Below are 15,928 nucleotides of genomic sequence, written 5' to 3'. Positions count from 1 at the left end.
TCCATTACTTAAAAAAACACTTTGGCTCCTCAGCTGCAGCGCAATTGTGCAAGGATATTGGCGTAGGAGAAACAGAGTTAGCCCACAGTCAATTTGTCTATGTATGGCAAGTTGATTATGCAATGACATACTTGCGTAATGTGAGTAAGGATGCAGAAGTTGGAGTTAAGGCTGCTAGTGACTATAAACTCGCTGATTTGGGATTTTTACTCGGTTATTTAGCTAAATTTAATACCTTAGGTGAATGCCTCGCCTTTGTTATTGCCCATCCCGAATTGGTTGGTAGCTTTTCTGATATATTTCTTAGGAATGAAGAGGGTATTTTGAAAGTCAGATGGCTTAATACTAATAAGCTAGAGACAGATAAATACAGTTGTCAGTTTCTGCACAGTATTGGTTCACTGATGACTTTTGCAGAGGAGTTGACGGGTGAAACAGTTCAAGTCAAAGACATTATCTTAGCTGAACCCAAACGAAAAACGCCATTCTTAGCTGCTCGAACAGGGGCGGATATCCAATTTGATGGAGAGTTTTTTGAATGGTCGATAGATCATAAATATTTGAGCTTACCGATAACCTTTAAATTTACAGATATAGCATTAAGTCCAGTTATAGAAAGCGGACAGTCTTATATTACAGAGATTCTTGACCTGCTAAGAGATTGTGCTCCTGAATTACCGAGTATGGAGGCGATGGCGTTAACGCAAAAGATCAGTACTCGTACATTGAGGCGCCGACTCTCGGCTGCTGGTACTCACTACCAAAAGCTAATTGATCAAGTAAGGTGCCAAATGGCGATTAATCTAATTCTAAGCAGTGAGCATTCTATCGAAGCAATCTCAGACTTAATGGGCTTTGGTGATGTAAGCCATTTCAGGCAGAGTTTTAAGCATTGGATAGGGCATCCTCCAGGTCATTTCTTACGTTTACATAAAGGTTAAAACTGAGTTTTTGAACCTCATAAAACCTTTCAACTACTTCATACAGGCTTATTGATGGCAACTGCCTAGTTCTGGTGCCATAGCATCAATCCAGTCTTTAATTACCGTTACGGCTTCAGTGTGGGCAATGGATCTTCCAATCGGTGGCATTCTATCCTTGGGCTGATTGAGCTGTTGACGATATACCAAGATTGAGTGTTCACCATCGCTTGGAATGATGTCGTAAGATAATCCTTTTGCCCCGCCATCCCAGCCAGGGGGTTGTTTGCAGATACCATATTGATAACTGGTATGGTCGACATAAAAACCAAGACGCAGTCCTGAAATACTGGCAAAGCCGTCGGGATTATGACAATGAGCACAGTTGATATCCAAATATCCTTTCGCCCTCGTGGTCAGTGAAGCGCTTTGGTCAAGGATGTCAGCCGTTTTACCTATTTCACTAAGCTCGGGTACTCCAGTGAGTATATTGAGGCGCTGCCAAAGTAGTAATTGATTGGTAGGTTGTCCTTGATGATTAACATTGCGATTGAGCAGATGCGCTTTAATTCCGATAGGGCGAATGCGAACTGTTTGATCGTGATTGGCAAACGTAGATTGATGACATATCTTACATTCTGCGCGACTGGGTACATGGTAATTGAAGACTTCTTGGCTGCCTTGATGGTTTAAACTGTGAGGAATATCCATGCCTGCTTGTTGTAGCCTGGCCTCATTATTCTGCCAAATATAGGGCAGAGTGGTCCAGCCTGCTTCTCTATGAATAAGTAACCGAGTTTCAATAAGTACTTCATTACTCGCGCCGATAACTTGTGTATCGAAGGGTAACGAGAACGTTTTGACTAAAACAGTGCCTATTGGCATCTCAAAGGTATCGTTTGGGTGATAGGCTAATTTTTCCCCTTCAGGAACAAAAATGAAGCGGTGTTTACTGGCATAGTTAGAAAATAACTGGCTAGAAAGCTGATAGGCGATCCCCGGTGCTATAGGATCGAATGTCGGAATACTGGAGTCTATAAATAACCCATATTGCGATAACTGCTGACAATCTTCAGTCATTAAAGCATCCCAATTCACTTCACTTGTTGTGGCGTCACATGCTGACAGCGATGGGGCTGGATCTGTGGGGATGATTGGTGCGACTTCACTTGCGAGTGCTGTTGAGTCACTTGCACCGCCACAGGCGCTAAGAAGTAAAATAAAACTGAGGATAACTAGATTATGCATAAGTCACCTACATAGTAATGGATTGTTGAGTGTTAAGTCTTGGTATTGGAGTGTTGTAGTTAGAAAAAGGCCGGGATATTCCCGGCCTTTTTATTCACTTAACTCATTTTGAGCAAGATGCACTCGGTAGGCGCTTAATCCATTCGTTGATTAATGTAACACCTTCAGCGTGTGAGAGGCTGCGGCCAATCTCTGGCATTCTGTCACCAGGGTTATTCGTGTCCATACGGAAGTGTAGAATAGATTCTTCAGGGCTTCCTGGAACAACGTCATAGCCAAGAGAGCCACCACCATACGCAACTGGTGACTTACATGTACCATGCGAATAACCTGCATCTTCGGCATATTCTCTCCAATACTCGAGTTTTAGTCCTGTATTAGATGCATTACCTTCAGGGCGATGACAATGAGCACAGTTGATGTCCAAATAACCTTTGGCTGTTTTCATTAGTGCGGTATCGCTAAGGCTGCTCACGTTTGCTTCATCACCATCATTGTAGGCTGGTACAGTGTCTATCGTGGCGACTTCTGGAACACCTTGTAAAATGCCTGCTGCTTGCCACTTTAACAGCTGATTCATACTGCCATCACTGTAAGCATAATCTTTGTTAAGTTGGCGTGCCTTTGGCCCGATAGGGACAAACTTTGCAGGGCTATCAGCGTCAGGCTTAAATTGGTGACACTGTTTACACTGATTCATGCTCGGCACGACATAATCAAAGTCCATCGTTTCGCCATTATGGATCACCTTTTTAGCTTGAATTGCGCCCGCTTTAGCGAGTACAGCATCTGCTTTTTCAGCGTTCCACACATAAGGTAGTGCAGTCCAGCCACTTTCACGATGGATTAATAATCGCGTTTCAACTAAATCTTCATTCGTTATGCCGCGCTTACTGGTATCTGCTGGGAGTGCAAATGTCTTCACTAAGACGGTTCCGACAGGAAAGTCCATTGATTCCATAGCAGAAAAATCGGCTTTTTGGCCCTCTGGTACAAATACGTAACGATATTTACTTGAGTAATCCGTAAATAACGGTGTATTTAAGTCATAAGGTAAGCCACCAGAATTGGGTGCGTTAGCCGGATTTTTTGCATCGGCAAACAAGTTGTAGTCAGAGAGGCTAGGGCAGTTGGCTTTTAGCAATGCATCCCAAGAAGCGTTAGTGCCTTCGGCTTTACAAAGGCTTAGATCTCCATTACCAACTAGGCCGCCTTCACCTTCACCAATAGTACCGCCGCCACCAATAAGGTTACCACCATCACAGCCCTCGGTATCATCATCAACGCCACAACCGAAGATCTGATCACCAAAGGTCACGGTATGAACGGGTAAACTTACCTGAGCACAGTTCAATAACTGGTCTTGCGTTTTTTCATATAAGACATTCGCAATACTTGGGTCAGTATTATCGTTAGCATATAAGCGGCCAAACGAAACATCACCGTTGTCGCTGGCACAGATATTGTCACTGCCATCGGCAGCAAACGGCAATTCTTGTAAACCTAGGTAAGCGGCGGTGCCGTTACTCGATAGCATTTCACCTAAACCGTCATAGAGCACGCCAGGGAAGGCGCCATGGGTAAATAAGTACGCTTTAATTATGTCATCAATTAAGTAACCGTTAGGCTTTTGGCCATAACCGGTGATCACGTTGTCATGCAGGTAAATGTTGCGCGGAGTTGGGCGCCACCCATCTTCAATAGGTTGTCCTGCTTGACCATAGTTACCGACAAAGGCTGACATGTCAGGCTCAGCAATAAAGAAACTGGTGATTGCCACGCCCATGGTGTCGTGACCCGTGATCTCGTTGTTAAAAATCTCAACGTCATCAGTCGACAGAATAATCATACCTGTGCCGGGTGGCACAATGTGAACCCCTGCAGGGTTTGCTGAAGCGTTCGCAAAGTTTTTAGTATTGTTATCGTAGACTTTGTTATTGAAAACCCTGACGCTTGAGCCGTATCTATGGTTGTTGATCGGTAGGTCGAAAATGAGAATTCCACCGGTATTACCCATGGCTTCGTTGTCGTAAACATCAGCATATTTTGAGTTTTCTATCTCAATACCTGCCACGTTTTCTTTTGCAATGTTACGTCTAACTACGATGTATTGCGATTGACCGACATAAATACCCGCGTCAGCACTGCCGCGCACGTAGGTGTCTTCAATAAGAATGTTTTCACATTCCACCGGGTAGAGACCGTATGCGCCATTATCCTCATCAAGCTCGCCTTCCCAAACCGTTGCGAGGCGACGCAAGATAATACCGTTTGTATTTTTTAGTTTAATACCGTTATTTTTAGCTTCATTCACTGACAGATCTTGAATGATAATATTGACCGCATTCTGGACGAATATACCATCGCCAGAGTTCGCCTTTGAGAAATCAAGAATGGTTTCATCCTGACCGTAACCCATGATGGTTATATTTTTAGCATAGCTACCATCGCCGTCGACATCACCATCAAATAATAACGTTGATTCAATTTCAAATGTGCCTTTAGGCAGGACGATGACATCGTTACTTTGAGCATCAATCAATGCTTCTTGTATACGCAGAGTGAGGTTTTCACCGTCTTCAATCATTATCGCGCCTTCAGGGAACGTAGGCCCTTCTGGTTCAGGAGTGACAACGGGTGGCGTCTCTATTTTTGTTGTAGTGTCGTCATCGTCAGAAGAACAAGCCCCCAAGCTTATTGCAACTGCGGTAGCGATTAATGTTGGCATTAGCCAAGAAGGTTTCTTGTTGAGCATAGCGTCTCCAGATTTATTTTTATTATTCGCGCTCTAGATTGCACTGACGTACCAGATAAGCAATGTGAAATCAGGACAACAAGTTTGCAACATCTTGTTATCAAATAAACTAATGCAGACTGTTAAACACGATGGTTGTTGTTAGTTATTGAAAAGAATAGCGAAGAGGTTGGAATTCAAACGAGTGTATCATTTTCATTCAGTTTGATTTTTATTTGAAATACTTTACCGTGCAATATCTTGTTAAATTTCGTATAAACAATACGTTAGCCAGTAATGTTGACAGGGTCGTATTATTGATCACAGCGCAATAAAGGTGAGGTTGCTGATTTTTGAAAAGGAATTGAGTTAAACCTTTGCCGTGGATAACGATGTCGTTGGATATTTCTTGGTTTAGAGGGGCTCTCACTAAACCATGAATCGACCCACTCATTTGCACTCGTCATCTGGACTATTACCCTGGTAAAAGGATAAAGCTGTTGCCCTACATGATAAGTCTGCCCTATTAAGCTGTGATAATGATATCTTTAGATTAGATATCGATACCAAAACCAATAATAAACTGATAATCATTTGGTTCTGGTGTTAGCCCGTTTGAATCGGGTTGAGGGTTGTTGGTTCTGTCCCAAACGAATGACAGGTCAAGATCAAACATATCGGTTAGCTCAATCTCTAACGTCGCAATCGCATGGTGGGTATAACCACCAGAAGTTTCATTCCCGTACTGCAAGCGATATAGCGCGTTAAAATCTATGTCTCCTGTAATTTCAGTATCGTATAAGCTTTCAATAACCAATGCTGCGCTGCCATCACCTTTATTTTTATTCATTTCGACAGTATCAAATCGAGTATAGGTATAAGCGGGGCCACCACTGACACTCCACTCTGTTTTCGCATTATCAATGATGTTGTAACCAAGACCAGAACCCAGCGTCACTCGATAATCTATGTTCAAAAATGGGTCAATATAGATTTCACCGAATACCGGTCTAAGATAAAATTGTTTGGAGATGAACCAGTCAAAGTTACTGTTAATTCGGTGGTTATTTATGCGGTTTTCACCATCTGTTTCTGAGTAGTTGCCGATATAGTCGAGATTGAATCGTGATTCTGTCGTGCGTCGCTTCGTCTTGGCGAGTGCACTGTAGTCTATCTGGTCAGTGTTACCTTTTCGAAAGTTTGCCCCTAAGGTAATTTTACTCGACCAATAGTTAGCTTCGGTTTGCTCTCCCGCGATAATCGTCATTATTTGGTGACTATCAAACTCCTCACCATTGATATAGGACTTGCCATCTTTGACGAGTAGTCGACCCGTTTTAGTGCTGAGATCAGTAAAGCCGATACTCATAATATGACGACTTTGTAGCACTTTCACATCTTCCCAATCGATAAATACGCTGTCGAGCTCATCACTATCGAATTCGAGTTTGTCGTCGTAAAGGTTAACGATTTCGCCTTTGAGTAACTCCAATGAGGTGAGTTGTAGCCAATCATATTTACTGTCTTCAGGCGGAAATATTTGTTCAGGTGTGATTCGAGCCGGCGTTAAGTGAGTGACTGTCTCTGCGGCTAAAATCGAGGGACTAAAACAGCCGACAGTAACGCTGCCTGCAATTAATATGCAGTAGCTACATCTTGTTATCATTACCTTCTCCCTGAAGCTTACTTGTCCTGAAATTCAATCGATTACTAATTTTTGACCTAATAGCTTAATAATCTACAAAGTTGGCAAGCAAGCTTCAAGAACTATGTTTGTTTTTAGCACTTTTTTAAAGTGCTTGTTGGATCCAAGGCAGCATAAATTCAGCAATTTGTGGCTGTGCTTTTGCATTTGGATGGATCCCATCTCTTTGCATCAACGTACTGTCTATGACAATGGATTCCATAAAGAATGGCATCAGGGTGATTTCGTGCTCTGCTGCGAGTTCTTTATAGACATTGCTAATTTGTGATGCATAGCGGGGACCGTAGTTAGGCGGCACCATTATCTCGCTTAACAGCACTTTTATCTGTTTTGTCTTTGCAAGTTCTATGATTTTTGTAAGATTATCTTTCAATTGTTTAGGAGGAAAACCACGCAGTCCGTCATTGCCACCTAGCTCAATTAAAATAACGTCAGGGCTTGCAGAGTCAAGCAGGGCGGGCAGTCTACGCAATCCGCCAGCTGAAGTTTCACCACTTACAGAGCCGTTAATGATGGTATGTTGAGGCATATTTGTTCGTAATAGATGCACCCATCCTTCATTTTCTGGCATACCATAGCTTGCACTTAGGCTGTCACCTAGGATTAATATAGGGGCAGCACTCAGTGGAAAACTGCTGAATATAAATAATATGACAAAACCACATAGTCGGTTTTTAAGGTTAAAGAAGGGTTTTATGTCTGAAAATAGCGCCATAACAGTAAGCCACCTAATTAAATCGGTTAATACTCAAGAGGGAGAGTTGACTATCCTCAACGGCATTAATATGGATGTCAAGCAGGGGGAGAGTGTTGCGATACTTGGGCCGTCGGGTTCCGGTAAGTCAACGTTGCTTGGATTACTTGCTGCGCTGGATTCTCCCAGCCAAGGATCCATTCTACTTGATGGCGTGGCGCTTGAAACGTTAAATGAAGAATCTAAAGCGGCACTTCGTAAGCAGAAAGTGAGCTTTATCTTCCAATCCTTTATGTTGGTCGATACCTTAAACGCGCTGGAAAACGTCATGTTACCTGCAGAGTTGGCCGGGATTGCTAATGCCAAAGAAAAGTCTCAGGCGATGCTAGAACGTGTTGGATTGAGCCACAGACTTAATCATTTCCCTAATCAGCTATCTGGCGGTGAGCAGCAGCGTGTGGCAATCGCCCGTGCATTTATCTGTGAGCCAAAAGTATTATTTGCAGATGAGCCAACGGGGAACTTGGATTCAGCCAACAGCGATAAAATCGCTGATATGTTGTTTGAACTCAACCGTGAGAGTGACACTACACTCGTGCTGGTGACTCACGATATGATTTTGGCAAGTCGATGTCAGCGACAGTTCATTATGGATTCAGGCAACTTAAGCGAAAAGATAAGTGAAAAACCAACGGATAAACGAGCAGAAGATACTGAACTAGAAACGGCAAAGAATGCTGTGAATGAAGAGGCAAGTTCATGGAGCTAAAACTGGCATGGAGGCTGTTTAAGCGAGAATTGTCTCAAGGACAACTGTTGCTGATCATTCTTGCTATCACCCTAGCGGTGCTATCGGTAACCGGATTAGCTTCTGTCAGTGAACGATTGCAGCTCGCGATTAATGGGCAAGCTTCAAAATTCATTGCTGCTGACAGGATTATTAACTCACCCAAAGAGATCGATCCCGCGGTTTTAGCTATCGCTGACAAGATAGGCCTTGCTCGTGTTACCAGCATGCAGTTTAACTCCATGGTATATGCTGGGGATGAATTCCAACTGGTGACGGTAAGAGCCGTTGAACAAGGCTATCCACTCAAAGGCAATATTGAGCTCAGCACTGGGATAGCTCAAGGGCTGCCGAGCGCAGACGATATTTGGTTTGAAACTCGATTAGGCGGTTTACTTGGGTACCCGCAACAGATTGAAATTGGTAATGCTAATTTTAACTTATCCAATGAGATTATCCGCCTACCCGATGCAGGATTTAACCCTTTTGCATCCTCTCCTGTGGTGTTGATGCGGATTGAAGATGTGGCTAAAACACAAGTTATCCAGCCGGGTAGTCGCGTGACATACCTTTACCAATTTGCAGGAGATGCTGCAAAGCTAGAAGCATTTGAGGTGCAAGCTAAACCGCTACTCAATACCAGTCAGCGCTGGGTTGATGTTCAGTCCGGTGACTCGCCAATTGCCAGTGCCGTTAAACGTGCTGAGCGCTTTTTATTACTCGCAAGCTTACTCGGTATCGCGCTTGCTTGTGCTGCCATTGGTATTGCGGCGCAACGATATTGTCAGCGCCACTATGACGTGGTGGCCATGTTGAAGACATTTGGCGCTTCAGCAAAGCAAATAAGAATTTTATTTGGCACCCATCTACTGCTAGTGACTGTTGTGGGTGTTGTTCTTGGCTTAATCGGTGGCGTTGGGCTTGATCGCACGATCACAGCATTTTTACCAGTAGAGATAGCCGCATACAATCCGCCGATGAGCAGACCATTACTGCTCGGGATCGGTACCGGTTTTATCAGTGCCTTTATGTTTTCGGCATATCCTCTAATGCGACTATTGTCTATTCCGCCATTGAGAGTGCTGCAGCGCCAACTTGAAGGTTTGCAATTAGGGATGTGGTTGCACCTCTTATTGAGCTTAAGTGCAATGGCGTTGCTCGGTTACTTGTACTCACAGAGTCTGCCATTAACGTTAACGGTAGTTGCCGCAGTATTATTGTTAGGAACTTTACTGAGTGTTTTAGGCTTCTTTATGATCCGCTTGGGTCATAGTGTCGGCATGAAAACCACTAACCCATTGCAGTTAGCATTAGCGGGGCTGCGCAGGCGTGCACGGCAAAATGCAGTGCAACTAGTGGGGTTCAGTAGCGCATTAGTTTTATTGTTAACCATTTTTGCATTGAGACAAGATCTACTAAACGAGTGGCAAAAACAGTTACCCGAAAATGCGCCCAATTACTTTTTGGTCAATATAGCGCCAGAAGAAACAGCCACTATTGCAGATTTCTTAAAACCACATGTAAAAGTCCCGCCGGTTATTTACCCGGTGATCAGAGGACGCTTAACCGCGATTAATGATGAGCTACTGATCTCTTCTGAGCAGAAGGAAGCGGGTGGTGAGGGAAGGGTTGGGATCTCGCGAGAGTTGAATCTCACCTTTCGGGACAGCATGCCAGACAATAATGAAATTCTTTCTGGTCGCTTTAATCAGGATATTTTTGATGTCTCTGTTGAATCCGGTGTTGCTGAACGTTTGGAATTAGCCTTAGGTGATAGTTTAACTTACACCATTGATAACCAATCTTTGACGGTGAAAGTGGCAAGTATTCGAGCTGTGCATTGGGAAACATTGCAGCCAAACTTCTTTATGATCTTCACAAAAGAAGCATTGGCGCCGTTTGCCTATACCTCCATGTCGAGCTTTCACTTAGAAGAGTCACAACGTGGCGTTATTTTATCTTTGATAAAGCAGTTTCCAACAGTGTCGATTATCGATGTTGGCGCAATGGTGAAGCAGTTACGCGAAATCATCGATCAAGTTTCTTTATCACTGACCTTAGTGCTGGTATTGGTGTTACTTGCAAGCGCACTGGTGATGATAGCCCAGACTGAAGCGGGAATGGCAACCCGACAACGTGAACTGGCGGTACTAAGGACATTTGGAGCATCTGGTTGGTTACTTAGAGCTGCCACAGGACTTGAATTTGCGCTACTAGGGACGATTGCGGGAGTGTTAGCGGTTATCGTTGCTGAGTTTACCTTGTACTTATTGAAAACTCAGGTGTTTGAACTCAATGTTTATATGCATTGGCCTTGGTGGGGGATAGCGCCATTGTGTGGTGGTTTGGTGGTTGCTTTACTCGGGCTTTGGAGCTGTCGACAGCTGTTAAACAAATCATGCAGTGAACTGCTTAAAGGGCATTAAAGCTCAGTGATTAATGGCGGGGAGATTGTTGATTATCTTCCCGCTTTTTCTGTTGAATTAAGCCAAAGCAAACTAAAAGTTATTTAAACAGTGCGTTTAATGCACTATCAATTGTAGGGTATTTAAATTCAAAGCCCGCAGCTAACGCCCGTTTAGGCACCACATATTGTCCTTCGATTAACAAGGTCGACATTTCACCTAGCGCCAGTTTCAGTCCAAATGCTGGCACTGGAATACAGGCAGGGCGGTTTAATGCGGCGCCTAATGCCTTGGTGAAATCTTTGTTACTGACAGGCATGGGGGCGCAACCATTGAATACCCCACTGGTTTGTGGGTTGTTAAGTAAGAATTCAATTAAGCTAATTAAGTCATCTTGATGTATCCAACTCATCCCCTGTTTGCCATTGGCGATAGGCCCGCCTAGACCAAGTTTAAAAGCAGGTAACATTTTTGCTAACGCGCCACCTTGGGAACCAAGTACTAAGCCAATGCGAACAATGCAAACTCGAGTGGCTTCAGTTGCCGCATTTTGCGCTTCTTGTTCCCACTTGTGACACACTTTATGAGTAAACTCTGCACGACTTTCTGAGCTCAGTTGCAGTGTTTCATCAATATGTCGTGAGCCCTGACTACCATAGTATCCAACGGCTGAAGCGGTAACGAATGTGCTTGGTGGGTTATTACTTGCGAGGATCAATTGGGCCAGCTTGGCTGTTATTGACCATCGGCTATGGCATATTGATTTTTTTTGCGTGTCAGACCACCTTTTTCCCGCGATGGGTTCGCCTGCGAGATTAATCAGCGCATCAAAACTGTCTAGGTTCGCTAATCCATCTAGAGAACTAAGGTAGTGATGATGCGTCCCTAGACGCTTAGCGGCATGCTCGGGGTGCCTTGTCAGCAACGTCAGTTGATGATGACTTAACCGTTTTACAAGCTGAGTACCAACAAATCCACTGGCACCAGTAATCAATATATTCATAGGCTTTTGTTTTTTAAGGGCTCTTAATAGAGTTTACGTTAGTTAAGGCAAATAGGATCTATCGTTTTGTCTTCTTAGCCAAAAATAGTTCTATTGCTGCGTATTAATGCCGTTTGTTCAGGTAATGAATAACCATAACCTCTTAAACTCCAGCGCCTTAAACTAAAGCGGTGATTTTTATAAAAGCATGCGATAATTCAGAAAATAATTTATCTTGATACTGTTGCTCGTATTATTAACTCGCCTAAAAGCGTTGAGTTGTTGGTGATACTTGGCACATTTTTATAGTTACTGTTTAGTCGCGTTATGGTTTTTTACATTTGAAATACAAAAGCCGCGATATTATTAATCAACAAGGATTTTTTAATGACCCGATTTGAGAATCAAGGCGTTGCATTTAAAGGGTTTGCCATCTCTGCATTTATTGTGGTGATCCTCGCGGGGATCAAGACGGCAAGTCCGATTGTTGTTCCGTTTGTATTATCGGTATTTATTGCCGTGATCTGTAACCCGATGATTAGTTGGCTTACCCGTCATCGTGTCCCAAGAGGGGTCGCGGTATTAATGCTAATGGCATTTATTGTCCTGATGGGTTTGTGGTTGGCGTCTATAGTCGGGACCTCTATCAATGAGTTTTCCACACAATTACCTTTTTATCGTGATCAGTTAATTGAGCAATTTTCTTGGATTGTCGAAAAATTGGCCACGCTCAATATTCAGATCTCTAAAGAACAAATACTGGCTTACTTTGATCCTGGTGTAGCATTGTCAATGACCACCAATATGCTGACTGGTGTTGGCAGCGTCATGGCTAATCTGTTCTTAATCATCTTAACCGTTGTGTTTATGTTGTTTGAATCTAATGGGTTTTCAAAAAAGATGCATTTTGCACTTGATGATCCCGATATGCGTTTACAGCAAGTTGATCGTTTTTTGAATTCAGTCAATCAATACATGGTGATTAAAACCTTGGTGAGTTTAGCAACTGGACTCATTGTTGGCGTGGGCTTATACATCATTGGTGTCGATTACGCATTGTTGTGGGGCGTGATTGCTTTTCTGTTCAACTATATTCCAAATATTGGTTCTATTATTGCCGCCATTCCTTCCGTATTGCTAGCCTTTATACAAATCGGCCCAGGTGCTGCAGGCGCCGTTGCTTTGCTGTATTTAGGGACTAACGCGGTTATGGGCAACTTAGTTGAACCCCGATACATGGGACGCGGTCTTGGCCTGTCGACTTTGGTCGTTTTTTTATCATTAATATTTTGGGGCTGGTTGTTAGGCTCTGCCGGCATGTTGTTATCCGTCCCGCTGACCATGATTGTAAAAATTGCCTTAGAGTCTAGTCAAGGCGGACGTTGGTTAGCAGTATTAATCGGTGATGATATTGCTGAAAATAACGATGATCCCGAAACCGATTTAAAGATTGAAACTAGTAAGAAGTGAGTTAGATGCAGTTATTTATTGAAGCAATAAAAGACGTTACCTTTGGTAATGATGTGAGCCGGTTATTTCATGGCCGTGGTGGGCGTTATCAAGGAGCTGAACACCTTTGCTTAGATTGGTATGCGCCAGTGGTACTGCTGACCAGTTTTAAGCCACTCAATGAGGATGAACTCTCAGTCCTCACAGAGGCTATTGAGCAACGTTGGTGTGAGCTAAAAAGTGTTGAACCAATAAATCTGGTTTTTCAGTACCGTAGTGGCGGTGAAACGCACACCGATATCCTTAAAGGTGAGGTGCCTGAAAAGCACATTGTTGTTGAAAATGGCGCTCAGTTTCAAGTCCATCTGCTACGTGGCCAAAATCATGGTTTATTTTTGGATATGTGCAATGGCCGCCAATGGGTTCGTGAACATAGCGCAGGCAAAAAAGTTCTGAATTTGTTTGCTTATACCTGTGGTTTTTCTATTGCGGCGCTGCAAGGCAAAGCAACGGAGGTGGTTAACATTGATATGAGCAAAGGCTCACTATCGATAGGTAAGCAAAATCACATGCTAAATAATTTTGGTGCTGGGGCGCGCTTTCTTGGACATGATATTTTTAAGTCCTGGGGAAAGTTAACCAAGCTTGGACCTTACGATATTATTATTGCGGATCCACCCAGTAATCAAAAGGGCAGTTTTGTCGCGACAAAAGATTATGCACGCCTGTTAAAACGTTTGCCTGATCTGTTGGCACCTGATGGCGACATTCTATTATGTTTAAATGCGCCTGAGCTGAGTATTGATTTTTTGAAAGAACAAGTCGCTAGCTACAGCCCGAGTCTGCAGTTTTGTGAACAGATGGCTAACCCTGCTGTCTTTGAAGATATTAATCCTGATAAAGCACTAAAAGTATTGCGGTATAGACAACAAGAATAACCATTTATTTCTAGTTGTCAGGATAGAAGAAAATAAAGTAAACAGGCCAAACATGTGTTTGGCCTTTTTTATGGCTGAGCCTAATAATTGAGTCGATCACTCAGTGCTGATTGCCCATGAGACTCAATGATCTTGGCGATATTATGTCGTCCTCTATGCTTGAGTACCGAGATCTCATTGATAAGCGTACCTTGTACATCTAAAGGGATGCTCATTTTTTCCATAAACATATATATCGACAAATCATCATCTTGATCAAATAACTCGACTAGCTTTCCTGCTTCATAGTCAATTAATGCATTCATTATAATCAACCTCTTGACTGGATAGCATCTGCGATGCCATGTACTAATTGATAGCAGTAGTTGTGAACTTTAAGTATATTTTTTATTCACGTTAAAAATGGTTTTTAGTGCTGTAAGGAATAAAAAAGTGAAAGACTTTCACCTTTAGTAACGGGAATTGGCGTATTTATGGCGACTTTAGGGCTAATTAAGTAGATCTTACCGCTCAAACTGAAAGTTTTCTGTAAGTGATGGTTGAATGCTGTTACAATCAGCATCAGAAACACGGCATAGTTGGCATGTTTTAAGAAAGGCAAAATGTCACACTATTGATGACATGCTTTTGTACCCTACACCTAAATCAAAGATCCGGAGTTGTTATGGAAGTTCAAGAATATGAAGGCGCATATTATCAACTACAAGACGAGATGTTAGAGTCTTTACCTGTTAAAATGGACGAAGAAGCATTTTTGGATTAGGACAAATCACTGAATAAGCCTATCCGTTATAGGTTTTATCAAGATGAAATAGCAACCAGTGGGTTGCTATTTTTGTTTGTAGAACTAACACCTAACCATTAACGTTTCTCTTTTCTGGCACCACTTCGGTAATAATCCATTTTCCTTTGCGCTTATTCAAACGTAAGGTTCTGTCATCAACCCAAAATTCCCCGCCACGCAGCCCTGTGATCTTGACGATGACAGTGACATCTTCAGTGGTTTTACGAAAGAAATCGATATCGACTTCATCGACTTCCATTCTGACGTCAGTCAATGATAGATTGAGTACATGCCGTTGCACTGAGGCGGCAATATAATAGTGGGTAAGGATCTCTTTCATTGGATCATCAACAAACAGTTTTGCTTTTTCGACGTCACGTTCGACGTAGATAGCATTTAAGAATCCAAGAGAAGACAGCTCAGGTGTGCGCATAGAGGGGACGGATGCATCGGCTAGGATAGAATCGCTATCCGTATAGTCACAAGCAGAAACAGCGAACAGCGCAATGATAACAAGAAAGTATTTCAACATAGATAGCTATTATTAGTATTTCTAGCAGTATCACGATTCTCCAGCCTTAACGCAAGATTTTAGTGCGATACTCCTTGCATTAAGGATGTGTTCATTCAGTGGCTATTCAAAGCTCTGGAGACCCGCTGGGAACTCAACGCTAATCGTTATCCTCGGCTCTGGCATTCAGGTAATAGCTTCATATGTTACTCGCGGTATTGTTATTCTAGCTTCGCTTATCTATGGCACCTCCGGTTTGAAAAATATTCAGTCATTCTTCCCTGTACATGCGACATCCTTTATCAGACCTCAATAGATATTGGATATGTTTATTTAGACCCCAGTCGTTGGCTATAAATGAACAAAATAGACTGTTCAATGCGATATCAAACATTCTCTGTGTGGCAAGTAATGGTTTGAACTTCAATTTAGGGACAGCGTTCGAGATCTCACTTCTGCTTTTGCATTGAAAGCTTGAGTATTTCTAAATAGACCACATTTCCATGTAATTGGTATTAGATCGCAGTCAAAGCTTGACCTAGATAAAGATCTCAGGCATATCTGTATAGATAACTTATAAAGGTTATCCACAGAATCTGTGGACAAGTGTGTTGAAGACTATTTTTTGTTTGCTTAAGTCTTTAATATATCTATCAAAAACAGACTGGTCATTTTTTGACGCATTTCTGCTGTGTTCACAATTCAGTCTCCAAATTCTCGCTTTGCACTGCCAGACAACAGCTAATACGATCGCATCGATCCTAATTCGGT

Annotated in this window: 12 protein-coding genes; 5 read left to right on the top strand and 7 right to left on the bottom strand. The window is 42.7% G+C overall.

Features of this window, described 5'->3' with window-relative positions; genetic code table 11:
• The coding region (locus CXF82_RS14950; RefSeq protein ID WP_102044465.1) for a helix-turn-helix domain-containing protein at nt 1-941 on the top strand (941 nt) is incomplete at its 5' end.
• Between the two features lie 48 nt (nt 942-989).
• Here the strand turns inward: CXF82_RS14950 and CXF82_RS14945 are convergent.
• From CXF82_RS14945 to CXF82_RS14930, 4 genes are all read right to left on the bottom strand, one after another.
• Entirely contained in the window at nt 990-2,168 is a 1,179-nt protein-coding gene (locus tag CXF82_RS14945; protein ID WP_102044464.1) for an SO2930 family diheme c-type cytochrome, read from the bottom strand.
• 103 nt (nt 2,169-2,271) lie between these two features.
• Nucleotides 2,272-4,923 carry a parallel beta-helix domain-containing protein gene (locus CXF82_RS14940; RefSeq protein WP_102044463.1) on the bottom strand — a complete coding sequence of 884 codons (2,652 nt, stop codon included), beginning with the start codon at nt 4,921-4,923 and terminating at the stop codon, nt 2,272-2,274.
• 532 nt (nt 4,924-5,455) lie between these two features.
• The gene (locus CXF82_RS14935) at nt 5,456-6,568 is read right to left on the bottom strand and encodes a DUF481 domain-containing protein (RefSeq protein WP_101092118.1); all 1,113 of its coding nucleotides are present in this window, start codon (nt 6,566-6,568) and stop codon (nt 5,456-5,458) included.
• Between the two features lie 124 nt (nt 6,569-6,692).
• Entirely contained in the window at nt 6,693-7,322 is a 630-nt protein-coding gene (locus CXF82_RS14930; protein ID WP_101092119.1) for an arylesterase, read from the bottom strand.
• Between CXF82_RS14930 and CXF82_RS14925 the strand changes: the two genes are divergently transcribed.
• Together CXF82_RS14925 and CXF82_RS14920 are read left to right on the top strand one after the other, a co-directional pair.
• The gene (locus CXF82_RS14925) at nt 7,303-8,070 is read left to right on the top strand and encodes an ABC transporter ATP-binding protein (RefSeq protein ID WP_101092120.1); all 768 of its coding nucleotides are present in this window, start codon (nt 7,303-7,305) and stop codon (nt 8,068-8,070) included. The genes CXF82_RS14930 and CXF82_RS14925 overlap by 20 nt on opposite strands.
• Nucleotides 8,061-10,514: an ABC transporter permease gene (locus tag CXF82_RS14920; protein WP_101092121.1), complete on the top strand. Its 2,454-nt coding sequence runs from the start codon at nt 8,061-8,063 to the stop codon at nt 10,512-10,514. Before CXF82_RS14925 ends, CXF82_RS14920 begins: the two co-directional genes overlap by 10 nt.
• A 79-nt stretch (nt 10,515-10,593) precedes the next feature.
• Here CXF82_RS14920 and CXF82_RS14915 read toward each other — a convergent pair whose 3' ends face one another.
• Nucleotides 10,594-11,496 (bottom strand): TIGR01777 family oxidoreductase, encoded by a 903-nt coding sequence (locus tag CXF82_RS14915; protein WP_101092122.1) that lies wholly within the window; start codon nt 11,494-11,496, stop codon nt 10,594-10,596.
• Between the two features lie 366 nt (nt 11,497-11,862).
• Here CXF82_RS14915 and CXF82_RS14910 point away from each other — a divergent pair, with 366 nt between their 5' ends.
• The gene (locus tag CXF82_RS14910; RefSeq protein WP_102044462.1) at nt 11,863-12,945 is read left to right on the top strand and encodes an AI-2E family transporter; all 1,083 of its coding nucleotides are present in this window, start codon (nt 11,863-11,865) and stop codon (nt 12,943-12,945) included.
• A 5-nt stretch (nt 12,946-12,950) separates the two neighbouring features.
• Entirely contained in the window at nt 12,951-13,862 is a 912-nt protein-coding gene (locus tag CXF82_RS14905; protein WP_101092124.1) for a class I SAM-dependent methyltransferase, read from the top strand.
• An 80-nt stretch (nt 13,863-13,942) separates the two neighbouring features.
• Here CXF82_RS14905 and CXF82_RS14900 read toward each other — a convergent pair whose 3' ends face one another.
• Together CXF82_RS14900 and CXF82_RS14895 are read right to left on the bottom strand one after the other, a co-directional pair.
• Complete coding sequence (locus CXF82_RS14900; RefSeq protein WP_101092125.1) at nt 13,943-14,167, bottom strand: hypothetical protein; 225 nt, start codon at nt 14,165-14,167, stop codon at nt 13,943-13,945.
• 549 nt (nt 14,168-14,716) lie between these two features.
• The gene (locus CXF82_RS14895; protein WP_180961070.1) at nt 14,717-15,178 is read right to left on the bottom strand and encodes a hypothetical protein; all 462 of its coding nucleotides are present in this window, start codon (nt 15,176-15,178) and stop codon (nt 14,717-14,719) included.
• Between the last annotated feature and the right edge of the window lie 750 nt (nt 15,179-15,928).

Origin of the sequence: Shewanella sp. GutDb-MelDb (assembly GCF_002836075.1) — a bacterium.
In the GTDB taxonomy this organism is placed as follows: Bacteria; Pseudomonadota; Gammaproteobacteria; order Enterobacterales; family Shewanellaceae; genus Shewanella.
Note: the sequence above shows the minus strand (reverse complement) of the source record. Positions and strands in the feature narration are given on the sequence as shown.

What these genes read in the sequence shown, in the direction of transcription:
- CXF82_RS14945 (WP_102044464.1), bottom strand. Translation starts at nt 2,168, where the DNA reads ATGCATAATCTAGTTATCCTCAGTTTTATTTTACTTCTTAGCGCCTGT.
- CXF82_RS14940 (WP_102044463.1), bottom strand. Translation starts at nt 4,923, where the DNA reads ATGCTCAACAAGAAACCTTCTTGGCTAATGCCAACATTAATCGCTACC.
- CXF82_RS14935 (WP_101092118.1), bottom strand. Translation starts at nt 6,568, where the DNA reads ATGATAACAAGATGTAGCTACTGCATATTAATTGCAGGCAGCGTTACT.
- CXF82_RS14925 (WP_101092120.1), top strand. Translation starts at nt 7,303, where the DNA reads ATGTCTGAAAATAGCGCCATAACAGTAAGCCACCTAATTAAATCGGTT.
- CXF82_RS14930 (WP_101092119.1), bottom strand. Translation starts at nt 7,322, where the DNA reads ATGGCGCTATTTTCAGACATAAAACCCTTCTTTAACCTTAAAAACCGA.
- CXF82_RS14920 (WP_101092121.1), top strand. Translation starts at nt 8,061, where the DNA reads ATGGAGCTAAAACTGGCATGGAGGCTGTTTAAGCGAGAATTGTCTCAA.
- CXF82_RS14915 (WP_101092122.1), bottom strand. Translation starts at nt 11,496, where the DNA reads ATGAATATATTGATTACTGGTGCCAGTGGATTTGTTGGTACTCAGCTT.
- CXF82_RS14910 (WP_102044462.1), top strand. Translation starts at nt 11,863, where the DNA reads ATGACCCGATTTGAGAATCAAGGCGTTGCATTTAAAGGGTTTGCCATC.
- CXF82_RS14905 (WP_101092124.1), top strand. Translation starts at nt 12,951, where the DNA reads ATGCAGTTATTTATTGAAGCAATAAAAGACGTTACCTTTGGTAATGAT.
- CXF82_RS14900 (WP_101092125.1), bottom strand. Translation starts at nt 14,167, where the DNA reads ATGAATGCATTAATTGACTATGAAGCAGGAAAGCTAGTCGAGTTATTT.
- CXF82_RS14895 (WP_180961070.1), bottom strand. Translation starts at nt 15,178, where the DNA reads ATGTTGAAATACTTTCTTGTTATCATTGCGCTGTTCGCTGTTTCTGCT.